General features: G+C 63.9%; 19 protein-coding genes. 17 read left to right on the top strand and 2 right to left on the bottom strand.

Features of this window, described 5'->3' with window-relative positions; translation table 11 throughout:
* The first annotated feature begins 9 nt into the window (after positions 1 to 9).
* The 7 genes from LB515_RS18980 to LB515_RS18950 all read left to right on the top strand — a co-directional run bounded on the left by LB515_RS18980 (position 10) and on the right by LB515_RS18950 (position 4,439).
* A complete protein-coding gene (locus LB515_RS18980) occupies positions 10 to 603 on the top strand; it encodes a hypothetical protein (RefSeq protein WP_224708615.1) in 594 nt (197 codons plus the stop codon).
* Positions 604 to 660: 57 nt separating this feature from the next.
* Positions 661 to 1,266: a glutathione S-transferase family protein gene (locus LB515_RS18975; protein WP_318012634.1), complete on the top strand. Its 606-nt coding sequence runs from the start codon at positions 661 to 663 to the stop codon at positions 1,264 to 1,266.
* On the top strand, positions 1,263 to 1,859 hold the full coding sequence (locus LB515_RS18970; protein ID WP_224708613.1) for an urease accessory protein UreE: 597 nt from the start codon (positions 1,263 to 1,265) through the stop codon (positions 1,857 to 1,859). Before LB515_RS18975 ends, LB515_RS18970 begins: the two co-directional genes overlap by 4 nt.
* Complete coding sequence (locus LB515_RS18965; RefSeq protein WP_411969155.1) at positions 1,816 to 2,523, top strand: urease accessory protein UreF; 708 nt, start codon at positions 1,816 to 1,818, stop codon at positions 2,521 to 2,523. Before LB515_RS18970 ends, LB515_RS18965 begins: the two co-directional genes overlap by 44 nt.
* On the top strand, positions 2,520 to 2,960 hold the full coding sequence (locus LB515_RS18960) for a DUF3995 domain-containing protein (protein WP_224708612.1): 441 nt from the start codon (positions 2,520 to 2,522) through the stop codon (positions 2,958 to 2,960). The genes LB515_RS18965 and LB515_RS18960 overlap by 4 nt, the downstream gene beginning before the upstream one ends.
* Positions 2,957 to 3,589 carry an urease accessory protein UreG gene (gene ureG / locus LB515_RS18955; RefSeq protein WP_140843696.1) on the top strand — a complete coding sequence of 211 codons (633 nt, stop codon included), beginning with the start codon at positions 2,957 to 2,959 and terminating at the stop codon, positions 3,587 to 3,589. Before LB515_RS18960 ends, ureG begins: the two co-directional genes overlap by 4 nt.
* Positions 3,590 to 3,671: 82 nt before the next feature.
* Complete coding sequence (locus LB515_RS18950; protein WP_140628305.1) at positions 3,672 to 4,439, top strand: class II aldolase and adducin N-terminal domain-containing protein; 768 nt, start codon at positions 3,672 to 3,674, stop codon at positions 4,437 to 4,439.
* Positions 4,440 to 4,833: 394 nt separating this feature from the next.
* Here the strand turns inward: LB515_RS18950 and LB515_RS18945 are convergent, their stop codons facing one another.
* Positions 4,834 to 5,466 carry an HAD family hydrolase gene (locus LB515_RS18945; RefSeq protein WP_224708611.1) on the bottom strand — a complete coding sequence of 211 codons (633 nt, stop codon included), beginning with the start codon at positions 5,464 to 5,466 and terminating at the stop codon, positions 4,834 to 4,836.
* A gap of 208 nt (positions 5,467 to 5,674) precedes the next feature.
* Between LB515_RS18945 and LB515_RS18940 the strand changes: the two genes are divergently transcribed.
* Positions 5,675 to 6,631, top strand: a complete 957-nt coding sequence (locus tag LB515_RS18940) for a sugar-binding transcriptional regulator (protein WP_140686938.1) — start codon at positions 5,675 to 5,677, stop codon at positions 6,629 to 6,631.
* 20 nt (positions 6,632 to 6,651) lie between these two features.
* Here the strand turns inward: LB515_RS18940 and LB515_RS18935 are convergent, their stop codons facing one another.
* Positions 6,652 to 6,885, bottom strand: a complete 234-nt coding sequence (locus tag LB515_RS18935) for a hypothetical protein (RefSeq protein WP_318012632.1) — start codon at positions 6,883 to 6,885, stop codon at positions 6,652 to 6,654.
* Between the two features lie 62 nt (positions 6,886 to 6,947).
* Here LB515_RS18935 and gcvA point away from each other — a divergent pair, with 62 nt between their 5' ends.
* The 9 genes from gcvA (at position 6,948) to LB515_RS18890 (ending at position 17,181) form a co-directional block, all read left to right on the top strand.
* Complete coding sequence (gene gcvA / locus LB515_RS18930) at positions 6,948 to 7,856, top strand: transcriptional regulator GcvA (RefSeq protein WP_224560586.1); 909 nt, start codon at positions 6,948 to 6,950, stop codon at positions 7,854 to 7,856.
* 174 nt (positions 7,857 to 8,030) lie between these two features.
* The gene (locus tag LB515_RS18925) at positions 8,031 to 9,341 is read left to right on the top strand and encodes an ABC transporter substrate-binding protein (RefSeq protein ID WP_224525737.1); all 1,311 of its coding nucleotides are present in this window, start codon (positions 8,031 to 8,033) and stop codon (positions 9,339 to 9,341) included.
* Positions 9,342 to 9,484: 143 nt separating this feature from the next.
* Positions 9,485 to 10,357 (top strand): carbohydrate ABC transporter permease, encoded by an 873-nt coding sequence (locus tag LB515_RS18920; protein ID WP_224708610.1) that lies wholly within the window; start codon positions 9,485 to 9,487, stop codon positions 10,355 to 10,357.
* Between the two features lie 205 nt (positions 10,358 to 10,562).
* Entirely contained in the window at positions 10,563 to 11,387 is an 825-nt protein-coding gene (locus tag LB515_RS18915) for a carbohydrate ABC transporter permease (protein ID WP_140846390.1), read from the top strand.
* A gap of 46 nt (positions 11,388 to 11,433) precedes the next feature.
* Complete coding sequence (locus LB515_RS18910; RefSeq protein ID WP_095768105.1) at positions 11,434 to 12,438, top strand: ABC transporter ATP-binding protein; 1,005 nt, start codon at positions 11,434 to 11,436, stop codon at positions 12,436 to 12,438.
* The gene (locus LB515_RS18905) at positions 12,435 to 13,205 is read left to right on the top strand and encodes an L-iditol 2-dehydrogenase (RefSeq protein WP_224708609.1); all 771 of its coding nucleotides are present in this window, start codon (positions 12,435 to 12,437) and stop codon (positions 13,203 to 13,205) included. The genes LB515_RS18910 and LB515_RS18905 overlap by 4 nt, the downstream gene beginning before the upstream one ends.
* 148 nt (positions 13,206 to 13,353) lie before the next feature.
* Positions 13,354 to 14,832 (top strand): mannitol dehydrogenase family protein, encoded by a 1,479-nt coding sequence (locus LB515_RS18900; protein WP_224708608.1) that lies wholly within the window; start codon positions 13,354 to 13,356, stop codon positions 14,830 to 14,832.
* Between the two features lie 82 nt (positions 14,833 to 14,914).
* Positions 14,915 to 15,598, top strand: a complete 684-nt coding sequence (locus LB515_RS18895; protein WP_224708607.1) for an HAD-IA family hydrolase — start codon at positions 14,915 to 14,917, stop codon at positions 15,596 to 15,598.
* Positions 15,595 to 17,181, top strand: coding sequence for an FGGY-family carbohydrate kinase (locus LB515_RS18890; protein WP_224708606.1), 1,587 nt, complete (start codon positions 15,595 to 15,597; stop codon positions 17,179 to 17,181). The genes LB515_RS18895 and LB515_RS18890 overlap by 4 nt, the downstream gene beginning before the upstream one ends.
* The last annotated feature ends 159 nt before the right edge of the window (positions 17,182 to 17,340 follow it).

Raw genomic sequence — 17,340 nt, 5'->3', positions numbered from 1 at the left:
TGATTACGCATGCCCACCGAAATAGCCTCCCCGCATGACATCTTTCCGCATATCCGCATCGTCATGGGCATGGTGATCGGCCTCGGCGTCACGCGTCTGCTTTCGGGAACTGCCCGCATCGTCCAGCATCCAGGCCAGTACCGGCTCTATGCGGTGCATCTCGCCTGGGTCGCTTCGGTGCTGTTGATGCTGGTGCATTTCTGGTGGTGGGAATTCGGCCTCTACGCCATCGAGAACTGGACCTTCGGCAAATATCTTTTCATCATCTTTTACGCCATCACGCTGTTCCTGCTTTGCGCGCTGCTGTTTCCGGATTCGATGCTCGACTACACCAGCTACGAGGATTATTTTTACTCGCGCCGCGCCTGGTTCTTCGGGCTGCTGGCGGCTACCTATCTGCTCGACGTGATCGACACGCTGCTCAAGGGCCCTGAGCATTTCGCCCGCTTCGGCAATGAATATCTGTTCCGCACACCGGTCTTCGTCGCGCTCTGCCTGGTGGCGATCCTGGTTCGCGACCGCCGTTTCCACGTCGCTTTCGTCGCGGCCGCGCTTGTCTACCAGGTATCGTTCATCATGCGGCTCTTCGACACCATCGTCTGAGCGCCATTGGGCTGATGCATGCGTTGATCTAGGATCGGGGAAATGCAGGACTCAACCATGTACAAGGCCGTCGGATCGCGCGGATCCCGGGTCAGCCGGGTGCTCTGGATGCTCGAGGAGCTCGGCCAGCCCTACGAATTCGTCGAGGTGAAGCTGCGCTCGCCGGAGGCCTATGCGCTCAACCCCTCCGGCAAGGTGCCGATCCTGATCGACGGCGAGCTCAAGGTCACGGATTCAGCGGCGATCTGCGTCTATTTGGCCGATAAGCACGCCGACAAAGGTATGGGTGCCAATCCGGGTCTCGCCGGCCGCGCCGAGATGGACTCCTGGATGCACTTCGCCCAGAGCGAGCTGGAAGCGCCGCTGTGGAACAAGCTGCGCCATCGCTTCCTGCTACCCAGGGATGTGCGGGTCGATGTCGGCCCGGCCGCAGCCTATGATTTCGCATCCGAAATAAAGGCGCTGGAACGGCGGCTTGGCGACAAGCCCTTTGCGCTGGGCGACCGCTTCTCGGCCGTCGACGTGTTGCTGGGCGATATTGGCGGCTGGGCTCGTGCCGGCCGTTTTCCGATCGAGTCCCAGCGCGTCAACACCTATTTCGATCGTGTCCTCGGGCGCCCCGCTCGTGCCCGTGCCCAAGCCAATGGCGGAGCCATGAAATGAAGCTCAACATTACCACCGATTTCACCAAATTCCCGCGCGCCGTCTCGGTGTTGCCAGCCGGCGAGGCTGGCTCGGCGCCGCCCTACGACAGGGCAGTGCTGCCGCATGACGAGCGGCACCTGCGCCGCCGCGCCGTCGAAACCGCCGGCGGCGAAAAGGTGCTGGTCGACCTGCCCGAGCCGGTAGCGTTGAACAATGGCGACCGGCTGGTGCTGGAAGACGGCCGCCAGCTCGAGATCGTCGCCGCGCCCGAGGAGGTCTACGACATCCGCGCCCGCGACGCGGTTCATCTCACCGAACTTGCCTGGCACATCGGCAACCGTCACCTCGCGGCGGCGATCGAGGCGCACCGCATCCTCATCCTGCGCGATCATGTCATCAAGGCGATGCTCGAAGGCCTCGGCGCCACGGTGAACGAGGTTTCGCAGCCCTTCAGCCCAGTGCGTGGCGCCTATTCCGGGCATAGCCGCGACCACGGCCATTCGCATGATCACGATCATGACCACCACGGCCATGATCACCACGGCCATGATCACGATCACCACGATCATGCGCACGACCATCACCACGACCACCACCATCATCATGACTGAGGAGCTTTCCAGCGTCGCGCTGCTGCGACTGATGGCCTGGCTGTCGCCGTCCTTTCCGGTCGGCGGCTTCTCCTACAGCCACGGGATCGAGCGCGCCGTGCATGACGGGCTGATCGCGGATCGTGACGATCTCGCCGGCTGGCTGGAGACGCTGGTCGAGATCGGCTCGGGCTGGAACGACGCTGTGCTCTTCGCCGAAAGCTGGCGCCGCGGACGTGACGGCGGCGATCTCAGCGAGGTTGCCGCGCTGGCCGAGGCGCTCGCCGGGTCGCAGGAGCGGCACACGGAAACCATGCTGCAGGGCACAGCCTTCCTCCACGCGGCGTCGGCCTGGTCGTCTCGAGCGCTGGAGCGCCTGCCGGCCGATTGCCCCTATTGCGTAGCAGTCGGCGCCCTTGCGGGCGGCAGCGGCATCGGCCTTTCGGAGGCGCTCTCCGCCTTCGTGCAGGCTTTCTTCTCCAACCTCCTGCAAGCGGCAATCAGGTTGGGTGTCGTCGGCCAGGTCGACGCCGTCGCATTGTTAGCCGGCTTCGAACCTCTGGCGCTGGCGACCGCATCGCGCGCCGCCGCTTCCAGCCTGGACGATATGGGCGGCGCGGCCTTCATGTCCGACATCATGGCGATGCAGCATGAGACGCAATATTCCAGGCTGTTCCGCTCATGATCGTGCTTGCCGTCATCCTCTCCTTCGTCCTGCTCCTGGTCACCACGCTGCATGTCTATTGGGGCATAGGCGGCATCTGGCCGGGTAGGGACCAGGCATCCTGCGCCCGCGCCGTCGTCGGCTTCCGCGGCGTCGATGAGATGCCGTCGTCATTCGCGAGTTTTGCCGTCGCCGCGTGCCTCGCGCTCGCGACGCTCTGGCCGCTGGCGCTGGCCGGCGTCTTCGCGACGCCCTTTCCACGGGAGGGCCTGGCCGCCACGGCGTTGATGATCGGCCTCGTCTTCCTCGGCCGCGGCATTGCCGGCTTCGCGCCCTGGTGGCGCCGGCTTGCGCCCGAACAGCCTTTCGCGCGGCTTGACCAAAGCCTTTATTCGCCGCTTTGCCTCTTGATCGGGGCAGGCTTCGCAATCCTTGCCATCACGGAGTTTCCGGCATGACATCGAAAAACGGTCCTCTTCGCATCGGCATCGGCGGCCCGGTCGGCTCCGGCAAGACGACGCTCACCGAAAAGCTCTGCAAGGCGTTGCGCGACGATTTTTCGATCGCCGTCGTCACCAACGACATCTACACCAAGGAGGATGCTATGATGCTCGCGCGGCTACAAGCATTGCCCGAAGAGCGCATCGTCGGCGTCGAGACCGGCGGCTGTCCGCACACCGCCATCCGAGAGGATGCCTCGATCAATCTGCGCGCCATTGCCGAGCTGAACAAAAAATTCCCCGATCTCGACATCATCTTCATCGAATCCGGCGGCGACAACCTCGCCGCCACCTTCTCGCCTGACCTTGCCGACTTGACCCTCTACGTCATCTCGGTCTGCCAGGGCGAGGAGATCCCGCGCAAGGGCGGCCCGGCCATCACCCGCTCGGATTTCCTCGTCATCAACAAGAGCGATCTGGCACCCTATGTGAACGTCAACCTCGACGTCATGGAGAGCGACGCCGGCCGCATGCGCGGCAAAAGGCCCTTCGGCTTCACTGATCTGTCGCGCGGCAAGGGCTTGCAGGAAGTGATCGACTTTATCGTCGAGCAGGGCGGCCTGCAGTCGTCGCGCCCGGCGGCTTGATCCGCTGAGCCACCGTTTATCGGTTGCTGGCAGCCGCCATGCGCGGCATTCTCGGAAAACAAACCCAAGCGGAGGATTTTCGATGAGCCTTGCCCGCCTGCACAAGGAACCGCTGAGCAACCTGCCCTATTATGAGGAGCGGGTCGATCTCGCCGCCGCCTTCCGCTGGACGGCGCGGCTCAACATGCATGAGGCGGTGGCCAACCATTTCTCGCTGTCCGTCAACGACGAAGGCACGAAGTTCCTGATGAATCCCAACCAGGTGCATTTCTCGCGCATCAAGGCGAGCGACCTGCTGCTGATCGACGCCAACGATCCGGACACGCTGTCCGGCCCCAACGCGCCCGACCCGACCGCCTGGGGCCTGCATGGCGCCATCCACCGCAACGTCCCGCATGCGCGCTGCGCCATGCATGTCCATTCGATCCACGCCACCGTGCTTGCTTCGCTCGCCGATTCGACGCTGCCGCCGGTCGACCAGAACTCGGCCATGTTCTTCAACCGCCATGTCGTCGACGCCAATTATGGCGGCTTGGCCTTCGAGGAAGAGGGCGAGCGCTGCTCCCAGCTTCTCACCGACCCCAAGGTCAAGGTGATGGTCATGGGCAATCACGGCGTCATGGTCATCGGCGACACCGTCGCCGACACCTTCAACCGCATGTTCTATTTCGAACGCGCCGCCGAGACCTACATCAAGGCGCTGTGGACCGGCCGTCCGCTGCGCACCCTCTCCGACGAGATCGCCGAGAAAACAGCGCGCGAAATGGATGATTATCCCGGCCAGGCCGAGCGTCACCTTGCCGAGTTGAAGGCAATCCTCGACGAGGAAGAGCCGGTCTACCGGAATTGATCTTCCTTCTCCCCGGTTACGCTATACACATCCTCTGTGGCTGGCGTGACCGATCAGGCCGAGGCTTGATTGCCAGGTGGTTCCCCCAATCCGTCGCTGCTTCGCAGCGCCACCTTTCCCCCCCTCCGGAGGGAAAGGAAGGGAGCGTTGCTGGACGAGCGTTGACGGCAAAAAACTTGGCGCCTTTCCTCTACCCCGTCGATCGGGGGAGAGGTGGCTCGGCGAAGCCGAGACGGAGTGGGGGTCGACCAGCGCTACATGAGACAATTCATGCGCCAAGCTGCCATGCACGCTATCGCCAAAGGCCAGCCACTTGGAAAAGGTGTGCATGCCGTAACCCGTTCACGGGGAGAAGGTGCCCGAAGGGCGGAGCGGCGCCGACGTCTGAAGCTGCTCAGAGCCCCAGTTGCGCCCGCAGCTCTTCGGCGCTGTTGATGATGATCGCGCCGGCCGGGCCTTCCATCGGCGCCTCCGGCCAGAAGATCGTCTTCATGCCCGCCGCCAGTCCGGCCATGGCGCCTGTCAGGCTGTCGTCGACGGCAAAAGCATCCGCCGGATCGACGCCGGCGAGATAGGCGGCGCGCAGGAATGGTTCGGGAAGCGGCTTGCCGTCAATCACGTCGTTGCGGCTGACCGTCATCATGCCCGGATAGGTGAGGCCGACGGCGCGCAGATTGGCGTCAACGATCAGCCGGTCGGAGTTGGACACCACCGCCTGCTCGACGCCGAGCGCGCGCAATTCGTTGAACACCTCGATCGCGCCGGGGCGTGGCTTCAGCGTTTCGGCCAGCGGCAGATAATGGTCATATTTGCGCACGATCCAATCGTCGAAGGGCAGTGCGAGGCCGAACTCGTCGCGCAGCATTTCGTAAACCGGCCATGCCGCGATGCCCAGCACGCGCTGATGCAGGTCGGCCGGCGGGGCGATGCCGACGCTGCGCAGCGCCGCCACAAGTGCCGCCTCGTGCAGCGGCTCGCTGTCGACCAGCGTCCCGTCCATATCCCAGAAAACGGCTTTCGGCGTCATGCGCGGCTCCCTTCGCCGATCCCCCTTAATCGGTTTCCCGGTGGAGATAAACCGTCCCGCCGGCAAATGGTTGGGCAAGCGGCGGATTGATCCTTCGGGATCAGGAAAACTGCCAAGCAATTGCTCTTTCGATAGACAATTGCGCGTCGGCGCAATCGCTGTAAGCTATGGCGCCCGTTTCAGCATTCTGCGGGTTGGGAGGCGAGACGTGAATTCGCGACAGGAAATCGGCAGCACCAGGTTGGACGACGCCGCGCGCGCCGGCTGGCTTTATTATGTTGCCGGCAACACGCAGGACCAGATCGCCGCCAAGCTCGGCATTTCCAGGCAGACGGCGCAGCGGCTGGTATCGCTCGCCATGTCGGAGGGCCTGATCAAGGTGCGGGTCGATCATCCGATCGCCAACTGCCTGGACCTCGCCGCGCGGCTGAAGTCGCGCTTCGCGCTCGACCTTGTCGAGGTGGTGCCGAGCGACCCGACTTCGAGCTCGACGACGATCGGCATCGCCGAGGCGGCCGCGGCCGAGATCGAACGCCGGCTGCGCTCCGAGGCTCCGATCGTCATGGCGATCGGCACCGGGCGCACGCTGAAGGCGGCGATCGAGCAACTGCCGCCGATGGAATGCCCGCAGCACAAGGTCGTGTCCTTGACCGGCAACATCTCGCCCGACGGCTCGGCCGCCTTCTACAACGTCATCTTCACCATGGCCGACCGCGTCAAGGCGCGGTCCTTCCCGATGCCGCTGCCGGTCATTGCGTCCTCGCCGGAAGAGCGCGAGATGCTGCTCAACCAGCCGATGATCCAGCCTACATTGGCGCTGGCGGCCGAGGCCGATGTCACCTTCGTCGGCATCGGCGATCTCGGGCCCAAGGCCCCGCTCTACGAGGACGGCTTCATTTCCGAAAACGAGTTGAAGGCGCTGCAGAAGGCAGGCGGCATCGCCGAGATCGTCGGCTGGGTGTACGACCGCGAAGGCCGCATGATCGAAGGCATCACCAACGATCGCGTGTCTTCCGCCGCGCTGCCGTCGCGGGAAAGGTCGCTGGTCATCGCTCTGGCCATGGGCGAACGCAAGCTGGCGGGCATCCTGGCCGCCGTCAACCGCCGGCTGGTCAACGGCCTCATCACCGACGAACGCACGGCCGAAGCACTGCTTGCCGGCTAATTGCCCATAAAAAGTGCCGGCTATTGCGAGCGGCCGCGCGGATCGTTGCCGTCGAGAAAACCCATGTCGCGCTGCAGATGCTCGGAAAATTCCCGGACATCGAGATAACCGCGCCTGCGGCCCGAAAACCTTGCAAATTCCCGCAGGAAAGTGAAAAACCAGCCTTGTGCCGGGGTGGAAACGAGCTTTTCCTGAACCGTGACCATGATCGTCAGCCTTCGCAATGCTTGAACTGGATTGATCGTCGACCCCAAATATCGGTCTGACCGGTTCGTGCTTCCAATCAAACCTCGATCATGACTCATAAGGAGGCCTTATGCCCGATCTCAGCTCTCCGCAGCTTGCGCCCCTGCCGCCGCTGCAGGCGATCCGAGTGTTCGAGGCGGTGGCCAGGCACCTGTCCTTCACCAAGGCGGCGCAGGAGCTGGGCATGACCCAGGCGGCTGCGAGCTACCAGATCAAGCTGCTCGAGGAGCGCATCGGCGCGCCGCTGTTCCTGCGCCGTCCACGACAGATCGAGTTGACCGAGCCCGGCCAGCGCTTGGCGCCCGCCGTCAGCGAAGCCTTCGCTATCCTGGGTCAGGCCTATGCCGCGGCGCGCGGTGGCGCCGACGGCCTGCTCTGCATCACCACCGTGCTGACCTTTGCCTCGAACTGGCTGGCGCAGCATCTGGGCGCGTTCCAGCTCGCGCATCCGGCACTTGCCGTGCGGCTCGACACGTCGAGCCGCCTGACCGATTTCGCGCGCGAGGATGTCGATCTCGCCATTCGCTCCGGCGCCGGCAAATGGCCGGGCCTGGAGGCGCATAAGCTGCTCGACGCCGATTTCACGCCGATGCTGAGCCCGAAGCTCGCGGCGAGCATCGGCGGCGTCAGGGAGCCGGCGGACCTGTTGCGCCTGCCGATCCTCGACCCCGGTGACATCTGGTGGACGCAATGGTTCGAGGCCGCCGGCGTGACCGGGCACGACCTCGCCAAACGGCCGGGCTCCAGCATGGGCGCGCAGGCCTATGAAGCGAACGCGGCCATGGCCGGCCATGGCGTTGCGATCCTGACCAGGTCGTTGTTCAAGAACGAGATCGCCGACGGCCGCCTGGTCCAGCCCTTCGACCTCGTCGGCGACGACGGCCATGCCTATTGGCTGGTCTATCCGACGGCGCGCCGCAACGTGCCGAAGATCCGCGCCTTCCGCGACTGGCTCCTGGCCGAGATCGCCTGCCCGTAAGCCAATCGCCCTGACGTTCCTCCTCCGTAGGATACCGGCGCGTCGCCCGACCGGGTCGTGCGGCGTCATTTCTGCTGCGCTGCAGCACAGATTCAGGGTTGACATAATTCACGCCAAGTGAGTAATTGCCCATAACCAAGGCAAATGCTCATCTTGGTTTATGGGAGGAATTTGATGAAACTTCGCACGCTCACCCTGGGCCTGTTGTCGGCCAGCGCCCTCGCTTTCGCCGCGAATGCCGAATCCATCACCATCGCCACCGTCAACAATGGCGACATGGTCCGCATGCAGAAGCTGACGGACGACTTCACCAAGGCCAACCCCGACATCCAGCTCAACTGGGTGACGCTTGAAGAGAACGTGCTGCGCGAGCGCGTCACGACCGATATCGCCACCAAGGGCGGCCAGTACGACGTCATGACCATCGGCACCTACGAGGTTCCGATCTGGGCAAAGCAGAGCTGGCTCCTGCCGCTCGACAAGCTCGGCGACGACTATGACGTCAAGGACATCATCCCGGCCATCGCCGGCGGCCTTTCGGTCGACGGCAAGCTCTATGCCGCGCCCTTCTACGGCGAGAGCTCCTTCGTCATGTACCGCAAGGACCTGATGGAGAAGGCTGGTTTGAAGATGCCCGACGCGCCGACCTGGGACTTCATCAAGCAGGCCGCCGACAAGATGACCGACCGCGCCAACGGCGTGAATGGCGTGTGCCTGCGCGGCAAGGCCGGCTGGGGCGAGAACATGGCCTTCCTCACCGCCATGTCGAACTCCTTCGGCGCCCGCTGGTTCGACGAGAACTGGAAGCCGCAATTCGATCAGCCGGAATGGAAGAACACGCTGCAGTTCTATGTCGACCTGATGAAGGCCGACGGTCCGGAAGGCGCTTCCTCCAACGGCTTCAACGAGAACCTGGCGCTCTTCCAGCAGGGCAAGTGCGGCATGTGGATCGACGCCACCGTCGCGGCGTCCTTCGTCTCCGATCCGAAGGCCTCGAAGGTTGCGGACAAGGTCGGCTATGCGCTAGCGCCCGACAACGGCCTCGGCAAGCGCGGCAACTGGCTGTGGGCATGGTCGCTCGCCATTCCCGCCGGCACCCAGAAGGCCGATGCCGCCGAGAAATTCGTTTCATGGGCGACCTCGAAGCACTATCTCGAGCTCGTCGCCTCGAAGGAGGGCTGGGCCAATGTTCCTCCTGGAACGCGCTCCTCGCTCTACGCCAATCCGGAGTACCAGAAGGCGGCGCCCTTCGCGAAGATGACGCTGGACTCCATCAATGCCGCCGATCCGACGCATCCGACCGTCAAGCCGGTGCCCTATGTCGGCGTGCAGTTCGTCGCCATCCCTGAATTCCAGGGCCTCGGCACCACCGTCGGCCAGCTCTTCTCGGCAGCCCTTGCCGGCCAGTCGAGCGTCGACGACGCGCTGAAGCAGGCTCAGGACGCCGCCACCGCGGCGATGACCGAAGGCGGCTACATCAAGTAAGGCTCCTCCCGGTGCCGAACGCCGGTAGCGCATCATGACCGGCAAGGGGCCGCCCGAAACCCAGTTCGGGCGGCTACCCTTCAAAATCGGGAAAATTCTGGCACGACTCTGAAAATCCGGCTGACCTTGGGAGGGTGACCGTCATGGCTACTCAGCAAACCCGTTCGCTTGCCCGTTTCATGATGGCGCCATCGGTAATCCTGCTGTTCGTCTGGATGATCGTGCCGCTGCTGTTCACGCTGTGGTTCTCGTTCCAGCAATACAATCCGCTGAACCCGATCCGTAACGGCTTTGTCGGCTTCTCGAACTACGCGCTGTTCTATTCCAACCCGGCCTTCCTCTCCTCGATCCTCAACACGCTCATCATCGTTGTCAGCGTGCTGGTCATCACCGTGGTCGGGGGCATCCTTTTGGCGTTGTTGCTCGACCAGCCGATCTGGGGCCAGGGCATCGTGCGCATCCTGGTCATCTCGCCGTTCTTCGTCATGCCGCCGGTCGCGGCGCTGGTCTGGAAGAACATGATCATGCATCCGCAATACGGCGTCTTTGCCGATATAGCGCGCTTTTTCGGCGCCGAGCCGATCGACTGGTTCGGCCAGCATCCGCTGACCGCTATCATCCTCATCGTCGCCTGGCAGTGGCTGCCCTTCGCCACGCTGATCCTGCTGACTTCCCTGCAATCGCTCGACGGCGAGCAGAAGGAAGCGGCCGAGATGGACGGCGCCGGCTTCCTCAGCCGCTTCATCTATCTGACGCTGCCGCATATGTCGCGCGCCATCACCGTCGTCATCCTGATCCAGACGATCTTCCTGCTGTCAGTCTATGCCGAGATCCTGGTCACCACCAATGGCGGCCCGGGCTATGCCTCCACCAACCTGCCCTTCCTCGTCTACCAGAAGGCGCTCCTGGAGTTCAAAATCGGTCAGGCGTCCGCTGGCGGCGTGATCGCCGTCATTCTCGCCAACATCGTTGCATTCTTCGCCATGCGCGCCGTCGGCAAGAACCTGGACAAGTAGGGGGAGACGATGCCGCTTGCGCTGAACCACCCCCACTCCGTCCCGCTGCGCGGGACACCTCTCCCCCTGCCCGGGGGAGAGGAAACGCCTGCATCGAAGCCGCGCCCTTCCTCTACCCCGTCGATCGGGGGAGAGGTGGTTTGCGCAGCAAACCGGAGTGGGGGTCGACCCTGCTGCCAACATCGCCGATACGGGAGGACCTGACATGGCACGCGCAGTCACCACCCAGCACAAGACCATCGCCACGGCCGCGGCCTGGATCGTCGCCCTGCTGATCTTCTTTCCGATCCTTTATACGATCATCACCTCGTTCAAGTCCGAGCAGGAGGCGATCCAGGGCTTTGCACTGATCCCGTCCGGCACCATGGAGAGCTATGCCGAGGTGCAGGCGCAGAGCGGCTATTTCAAGTTCTTCCTGAACTCGGTGATTCTGTCGGTCGGCTCGACGCTGCTTGCGATCCTGATTGCGGTCCCGGCGGCATGGTCTATGGCCTTCTCGCCGACCAAGCGCACCAAGGACATCCTGATGTGGATGCTGTCCACCAAGATGATGCCGGCCGTCGCGGTGCTGTTCCCGATCTACCTGATCTTTCGCGACACCGGCCTGCTCGACAGCCGCATCGGCCTAACCGTCATGCTGATGCTGATCAACCTGCCGATCGTGGTCTGGATGCTCTACACCTATTTCCGCGAAATCCCGGGCGAGATCCTGGAAGCGGCGCGCATGGACGGCGCCTCGCTGTGGAACGAGATCATCTATGTGCTGACGCCGATGGCGGTTCCCGGCATCGCCTCGACCATGCTCTTGAACATCATCCTGGCCTGGAACGAGGCGTTCTGGACCATCCGGCTCACCACCACCAATGCCGCGCCGCTGACGGCCTTCATCAGCTCCTTCTCCAGTCCGCAAGGCCTGTTCTGGGCAAAGCTGTCAGCGGCCTCGACGCTGGCGATCGCGCCGATCCTGATCATGGGCTGGTTCAGCCAGAAGCAGCTGGTGCGCGGCCTCACCTTTGGCGCCGTGAAGTAGCAACGCCCAAGCGGCGGACGACGAAGACCATCCCCGGGAGGAAACCATGGGAAACATCGCGCTCAAGAACGTCTCCAAGTCCTTCGGGTCGACGACGATCATTCCGAACATCGACCTCAACATCGAGGACGGCGAGTTCGTGGTGTTCGTCGGCCCCTCGGGTTGCGGCAAGTCCACGCTGCTTAGGCTGATCGCCGGGCTCGAGGACACCAGCGGCGGCGCCATCAGCATCGATGGACGCGATGTAACCCGCGAGGCGCCGGCCAAGCGCAAGCTTGCCATGGTGTTCCAGTCCTACGCGCTCTATCCGCATATGACGGTCGCCAAGAACATCGCCTTTCCGCTGAAGATGGCCGGCGAAGACCAGGCGACCATCGACAAGAAGGTGAAGGACGCCGCGCGCATCTTGAACCTCACCAACTATCTCGAGCGCCGCCCAGGCCAGCTGTCCGGCGGCCAGCGCCAGCGCGTCGCCATCGGCCGCGCCATCGTGCGCCAGCCTTCGGCGTTCCTGTTCGACGAGCCGCTGTCCAACCTCGACGCCGCGCTTCGCGGCACCATGCGGCTTGAGATCAGCGAGCTGCATCATCAGTTGAAGACGACGATGATCTACGTCACCCACGACCAGGTCGAAGCCATGACCATGGCCGACAAGATCGTCGTGCTCAATGCCGGCAACATCGAGCAGGTCGGCTCGCCGATGGAGCTCTACAAGACGCCGAAGAACCTCTTCGTCGCGGGCTTTATCGGCTCGCCCAAGATGAACATGATCGAAGGCGCGCCGGCGGAGAAATATGGCGCCAAGACCATCGGCATCCGGCCCGAGCATCTCAACATCTCGACCTCGGCCGGCGACTGGAAGGCGACGGTGGGCGTCGCCGAGCATCTCGGCTCCGACACCTTCCTCCACGTCCAGGCGGACGGCATCGGCACCATCAATGTCCGCGCCGACGGCGAGGTCGCGGTCAAGCATGGCGACACCGTCTATCTGACCCCCGACAAGACCAAGCTCCATCGCTTCGGCGCCGACGGCAAGGCGCTGGTGCAGTGAGGTTGAAAGGCAAATCGGCGCTGATCACCGGATCGGCGCGCGGCATCGGCAAGGCCTTCGCCGAAGCCTATGCGCGCGAAGGCGCGACAGTCGCGATTGCCGACATCGACCTGGAAGCGGCGGAAGCGACGGCGAAAGCGATCGGTTCTGCCGCCTACGCGATCAGGCTCGACGTCACGGACCAGTCTTCGATCGAGGCAGCGGTGAAAGCGGTCGAGGCGAAGACCGGTGGGCTCGACGTGCTGATCAACAACGCGGCGATCTTCGACCTCGCGCCGATCGTCGAGATAACGAGGGCGAGCTACGAAAAACTGTTCTCCGTCAATGTCGCCGGCACGCTGTTCATGCTGCAGGCGGCGGCCCGCTCGATGATCGCGCGTGGCAAGGGCGGCAGGATCATAAACATGGCAAGCCAGGCGGGCCGGCGCGGGGAGCCGCTGGTCGCGGTCTATTGCGCCACCAAGGCCGCCGTCATCTCGCTGACGCAGTCGGCCGGGCTCGACCTCATCAAGCATCGGATCAACGTCAACGGCATCGCGCCGGGTGTCGTCGACAGCGACATGTGGGACCAGGTCGATGCGCTCTTCGCAAAATATGAGAACCGGCCCAAGGGCGAGAAGAAGCGGCTGGTCGGCGAAGGTGTGCCTTACGGTCGCATGGGCAAGCCGGAAGATCTCGCCGGCATGGCCGTGTTCCTCGCCAGTGACGAGGCCGAATACATCGTCGCCCAGACCTACAATGTCGACGGCGGCCAATGGATGAGTTGAGGGGGAGGCGCTTCTCTTCTTTCCTCCGGAGAAGACGCCATGGGGCAGGTGAGGGGCAGCATACTGGAATACCGGGTGTTGCCCCTCATCCTCGCCATCCGAAGGAGGCGGAACAGTCGGGCTGCAGATCGGCCAAAGGGTAAATGAGATGACCGTAAGACTCTCTTCCTCGAACCTCGCCATGCTGCCGGCCAAGGTCGCCGGCCCGAAATATGACCGCTCTGTCCTGAAGGCGGGCATCGTCCATTTCGGCGTCGGCAACTTCCATCGCTCCCATCAGGCGGTCTATCTCGACGACCTGTTCGGCACCGGCGAGGGCCATGACTGGGCGCTGATCGGCGCCGGCGTGTTCGAAGGCGAGAAGATCGGTCGCGCCAAGCTGCAGGAACAGGACTGGCTGACCACCGTCGTCGAGCAGGACCAGGGTCATATGAGCGCCCGCGTCACCGGCGCCATGATCGATTTCCTGATGCCCGGCGACGCGGCTGCGATCATCGAGCGGCTTGCCGATCCGGCGATCAAGATCGTGTCGCTGACCATCACCGAGGGCGGTTATTTCATCGACCCGGCCTCCGGCAAGTTCAACCCGGCCCATCCCGATATCGTCGCCGACGCACAGCCCGGCGCTGTGCCCAAGACCGTCTTCGGCATCATCCTTGCCGGACTGTTGCGCCGGCGGGCCGACGGCATCGTGCCGTTCACCGTCATGTCCTGCGACAACATCCCCCATAACGGCCACGTCACCTCCGACGGCGTCATCGGCCTTGCGCGGCTGATCGACGAGGACCTCGCCAAATGGGTGGAGGACAAGGTCGCCTTCCCGAATGGCATGGTCGATCGCATCACCCCGGCAACCACCGACCGCGAGCGCAAGATCCTCGCCGACGATTTCGGACTGGAGGACAATTGGCCGGTGTTCTGCGAGCCGTTCAAGCAATGGGTGCTGGAGGACCATTTCACCTCCGGCCGCCCGGCGTTGGAAAAGGTCGGCGTGCAATTCGTCAAGGATGTCTCGCCTTACGAGCTGATGAAGATACGCATCCTCAATGGCGGCCACGCCACGATCGCTTATCCGGCCGGGCTGATGGACATCCATTTCGTGCATGAAGCCATGCAGGAGCCGCTGGTGCGCGCATTCCTGTCGAAGCTCGAGCATGACGAGATCATCCCGACCGTGCCGCCGGTGCCGGATACGGATCTGGAGGACTACTATCAGCTTATCGAGCGGCGTTTCTCCAATCCCAAGATCGGCGACACCATCCGCCGGCTTTGCCTTGACGGCTCCAACCGCCAGCCGAAATTCATCATCCCGACGATCGCCGACCGGCTGAAGGCGGGCGAGGGCGTCGCCGGCCTCGCGCTGGAATCGGCCCTGTGGTGCCGCTATTGCTTCGGCACCACCGACAGCGGCGCCGTCATCGAGCCGAACGACCCGAGCTGGGACCGCATGCAGGCGACCGCGAAGGCGGCCAAGGACGATCCGCAGGCCTGGCTGGCGATGGAGGACATCTATGGCGATGTCGGCCGTTCGTCCGTCTTCGCCGAGGCCTTTGGCCATGCGTTGAAGGCGCTGTGGGCGGACGGCGCGCGCGAAACCCTGACGCGTTACCTCGCTGGAAAGCTCTGAAAGCCTCTGTCTCTTTTTACGCAATTCCGGACGGAAAACCGCTCACACTTTTCCTGGAAATGCTTAGCTGGAAGCATCCGCGATGACGCCTGAGCTGGTCATCTTCGACTGTGACGGCGTGCTGGTCGACAGCGAGGCGCTTTCGGTCTCCGCGCTGCTCGGCATGATCGAGCTCGCCGGCGGTACGGTCAGCGAGGACGCCGCCTACGAGCATTTCCTGGGCAAGAGCATGAAAAGCGTGCGCGAGATTCTCGGCCGCGATTTCGGGCTCGATATCAGCGACCGGCATTTGACCGCCATGCGCGTCGACCTGATGCGCAAATTCCGTGAGGAATTGAAGCCGATCCCCGGCGTCAAGGAACTGCTGCCGAAGCTCGGCCGGCCCTTCTGTGTCGCCTCGTCCGGCACGCTGGAACGCATCCGCTATGCGCTCGACGTCACCGGCCTGCTGCCGCTGCTGGAGCCGCATCTGTTCAGCGCCACCATGGTGAAACGCGGCAAGCCGGCGCCCGATCTCTTCCTCCACGCCGCCACCTCGATGCGCGCGCATCCGGGCAACTGCCTGGTGATCGAGGACAGCCCGGCCGGCGTCGCCGCCGCCCGCGCGGCGGGTATGCGCGTCTTTGCCTTCACCGGCGGCTCGCATGCCTCCAATCCCGCCCTCAAGGCGCGGCTTGCGTCGACGGAACCGGACTTTATATTCGCTGACATGCTGCAATTGCCCGATTTGATTGCAGGCCTGGGAGCGAGAGAAAAAGCATCTTGATCAAGAGTTTCGTTTGCGCGGTCGATGTCGGCACCGGGAGCGCCCGCGCGGGCATTCTCGACGTGCGCGGCAACCTGCTCGGCCGCGCCGATCATCCGATCGCCATGCATCAGCCCAAGCCCGATCATGCCGAGCACGATTCGGAAGATATCTGGTCGGCGGTGTGCAAATCCGTGCGGTCCGCGCTCCAAAAATCCGGCGTCGCCGCCGGCGATATCGCCGGCATCTCTTTCGACGCGACCTGCTCGCTGGTCGCGCGCGACAGACAGGGCGGTCAGATCAGTGTTTCAGTCACCGGCGAGAAGCGCTGGGACACGATGGTCTGGCTCGATCACCGCGCCATCGCCGAGGCCGATGAATGCACCGCAAGCGGTCACGCCGTGCTCGATTATATCGGCGGTGTGATGTCGCCGGAGATGGAAACGCCGAAGCTGATGTGGCTGAAGCGTCATCTGCCGAGCACATGGAATGAAGCCGGCTATCTGTTCGACCTCGCCGATTTCCTAACCTGGAAGGCATCGGGCTCGCTCGCCCGCTCCCAATGCACGCTGACGGCCAAATGGACCTATCTCGCGCATGAGGAAAAGAGCTGGCGGCGCGATTTTTTCGAGTTGGTCGGCCTCGGCGACCTGTTCGAGCACGGCAATCTGCCGGAAAAGGCAAGCCCGGTCGGCACCGATATCGGTCCGCTGACGGCGAGTGCCGCGGCCGAGCTTGGTCTGACAGAGAAATGCCGGGTCGGCGCCGGCGTCATCGATGCCTATGCCGGTGCGCTTGGCGTTTTGGGCGGTTTTGCCGGCGACGAGAGGAACATCAGCCGGCATTTGGCGCTGATCGCCGGCACATCGTCCTGCGTTATGGCCATGTCGCAAGACCCGCAGCCCTTTGCTGGCGTCTGGGGCCCTTATTACGGCGCGGCTTTGCCGAGGCTGTGGCTGTCGGAAGGCGGCCAGTCGGCCACCGGCGCGCTGCTCGACCACATCATCCGCTGGCATGGCGCCGGCGGCGAGCCGGACGCGGCCATGCATATGAAGATCGCTCGCCGCGTCGCCGAGCTGCGCGGCGAGGATGGCGACGCGCTGGCGGCAAGGCTGCATGTGCTGCCGGATTTCCACGGCAATCGTTCGCCGCTCGCCGACCCCCACGCGGTCGGCGTCATCAGCGGCCTGACGCTCGATTCCTCCTTCGACAGCCTGTGCAAGCTCTACTGGCGCACCGCCGTCGGCATCGCGCTCGGCGTGCGCCATGTGCTGGAAGCGCTGAACGAGAACGGCTATCTGATCGACACGCTGCATGTCACCGGCGGCCACACCAAGAACCCGCTTTTGATGGAGCTCTATGCCGACGCCACCGGCTGCACGGTGGTCGAGCCGCTGGCCGACGAGGCGGTGCTGCTCGGCACCGGCATGGTGGCGGCGACCGCCGCCGGGATCTACCCTGACCTCAACGCGGCCTGCGTCGCCATGCAGCAGGGCGGCAGGACGCGCGCCCCCAACAAGGAAGCCGGCGTCCGCTTCGACCGCGACTACCGCATCTTCCTCGAAATGCACCGCCAGCGGCAGGCGCTCGACGCGATCGGCTAGCTTCCATCAACGCAATTCCGGCTACGCCATGCACACATCTTCTGTGACTGGCGTGACGGATCAGGCCGAGGCTTGATTGCCGCGTGGTTCCCCCAATCCGTCGCTGCTTCGCAGCGCCACCTTTCCCCCCTCCGGAGGGAAAGGAAGGGAGCGTTGCTG

This window comes from Mesorhizobium sp. CA15 (assembly GCF_020165215.1).
GTDB lineage: Bacteria > Pseudomonadota > Alphaproteobacteria > Rhizobiales > Rhizobiaceae > Mesorhizobium.
Note: the sequence above shows the minus strand (reverse complement) of the source record. Positions and strands in the feature narration are given on the sequence as shown.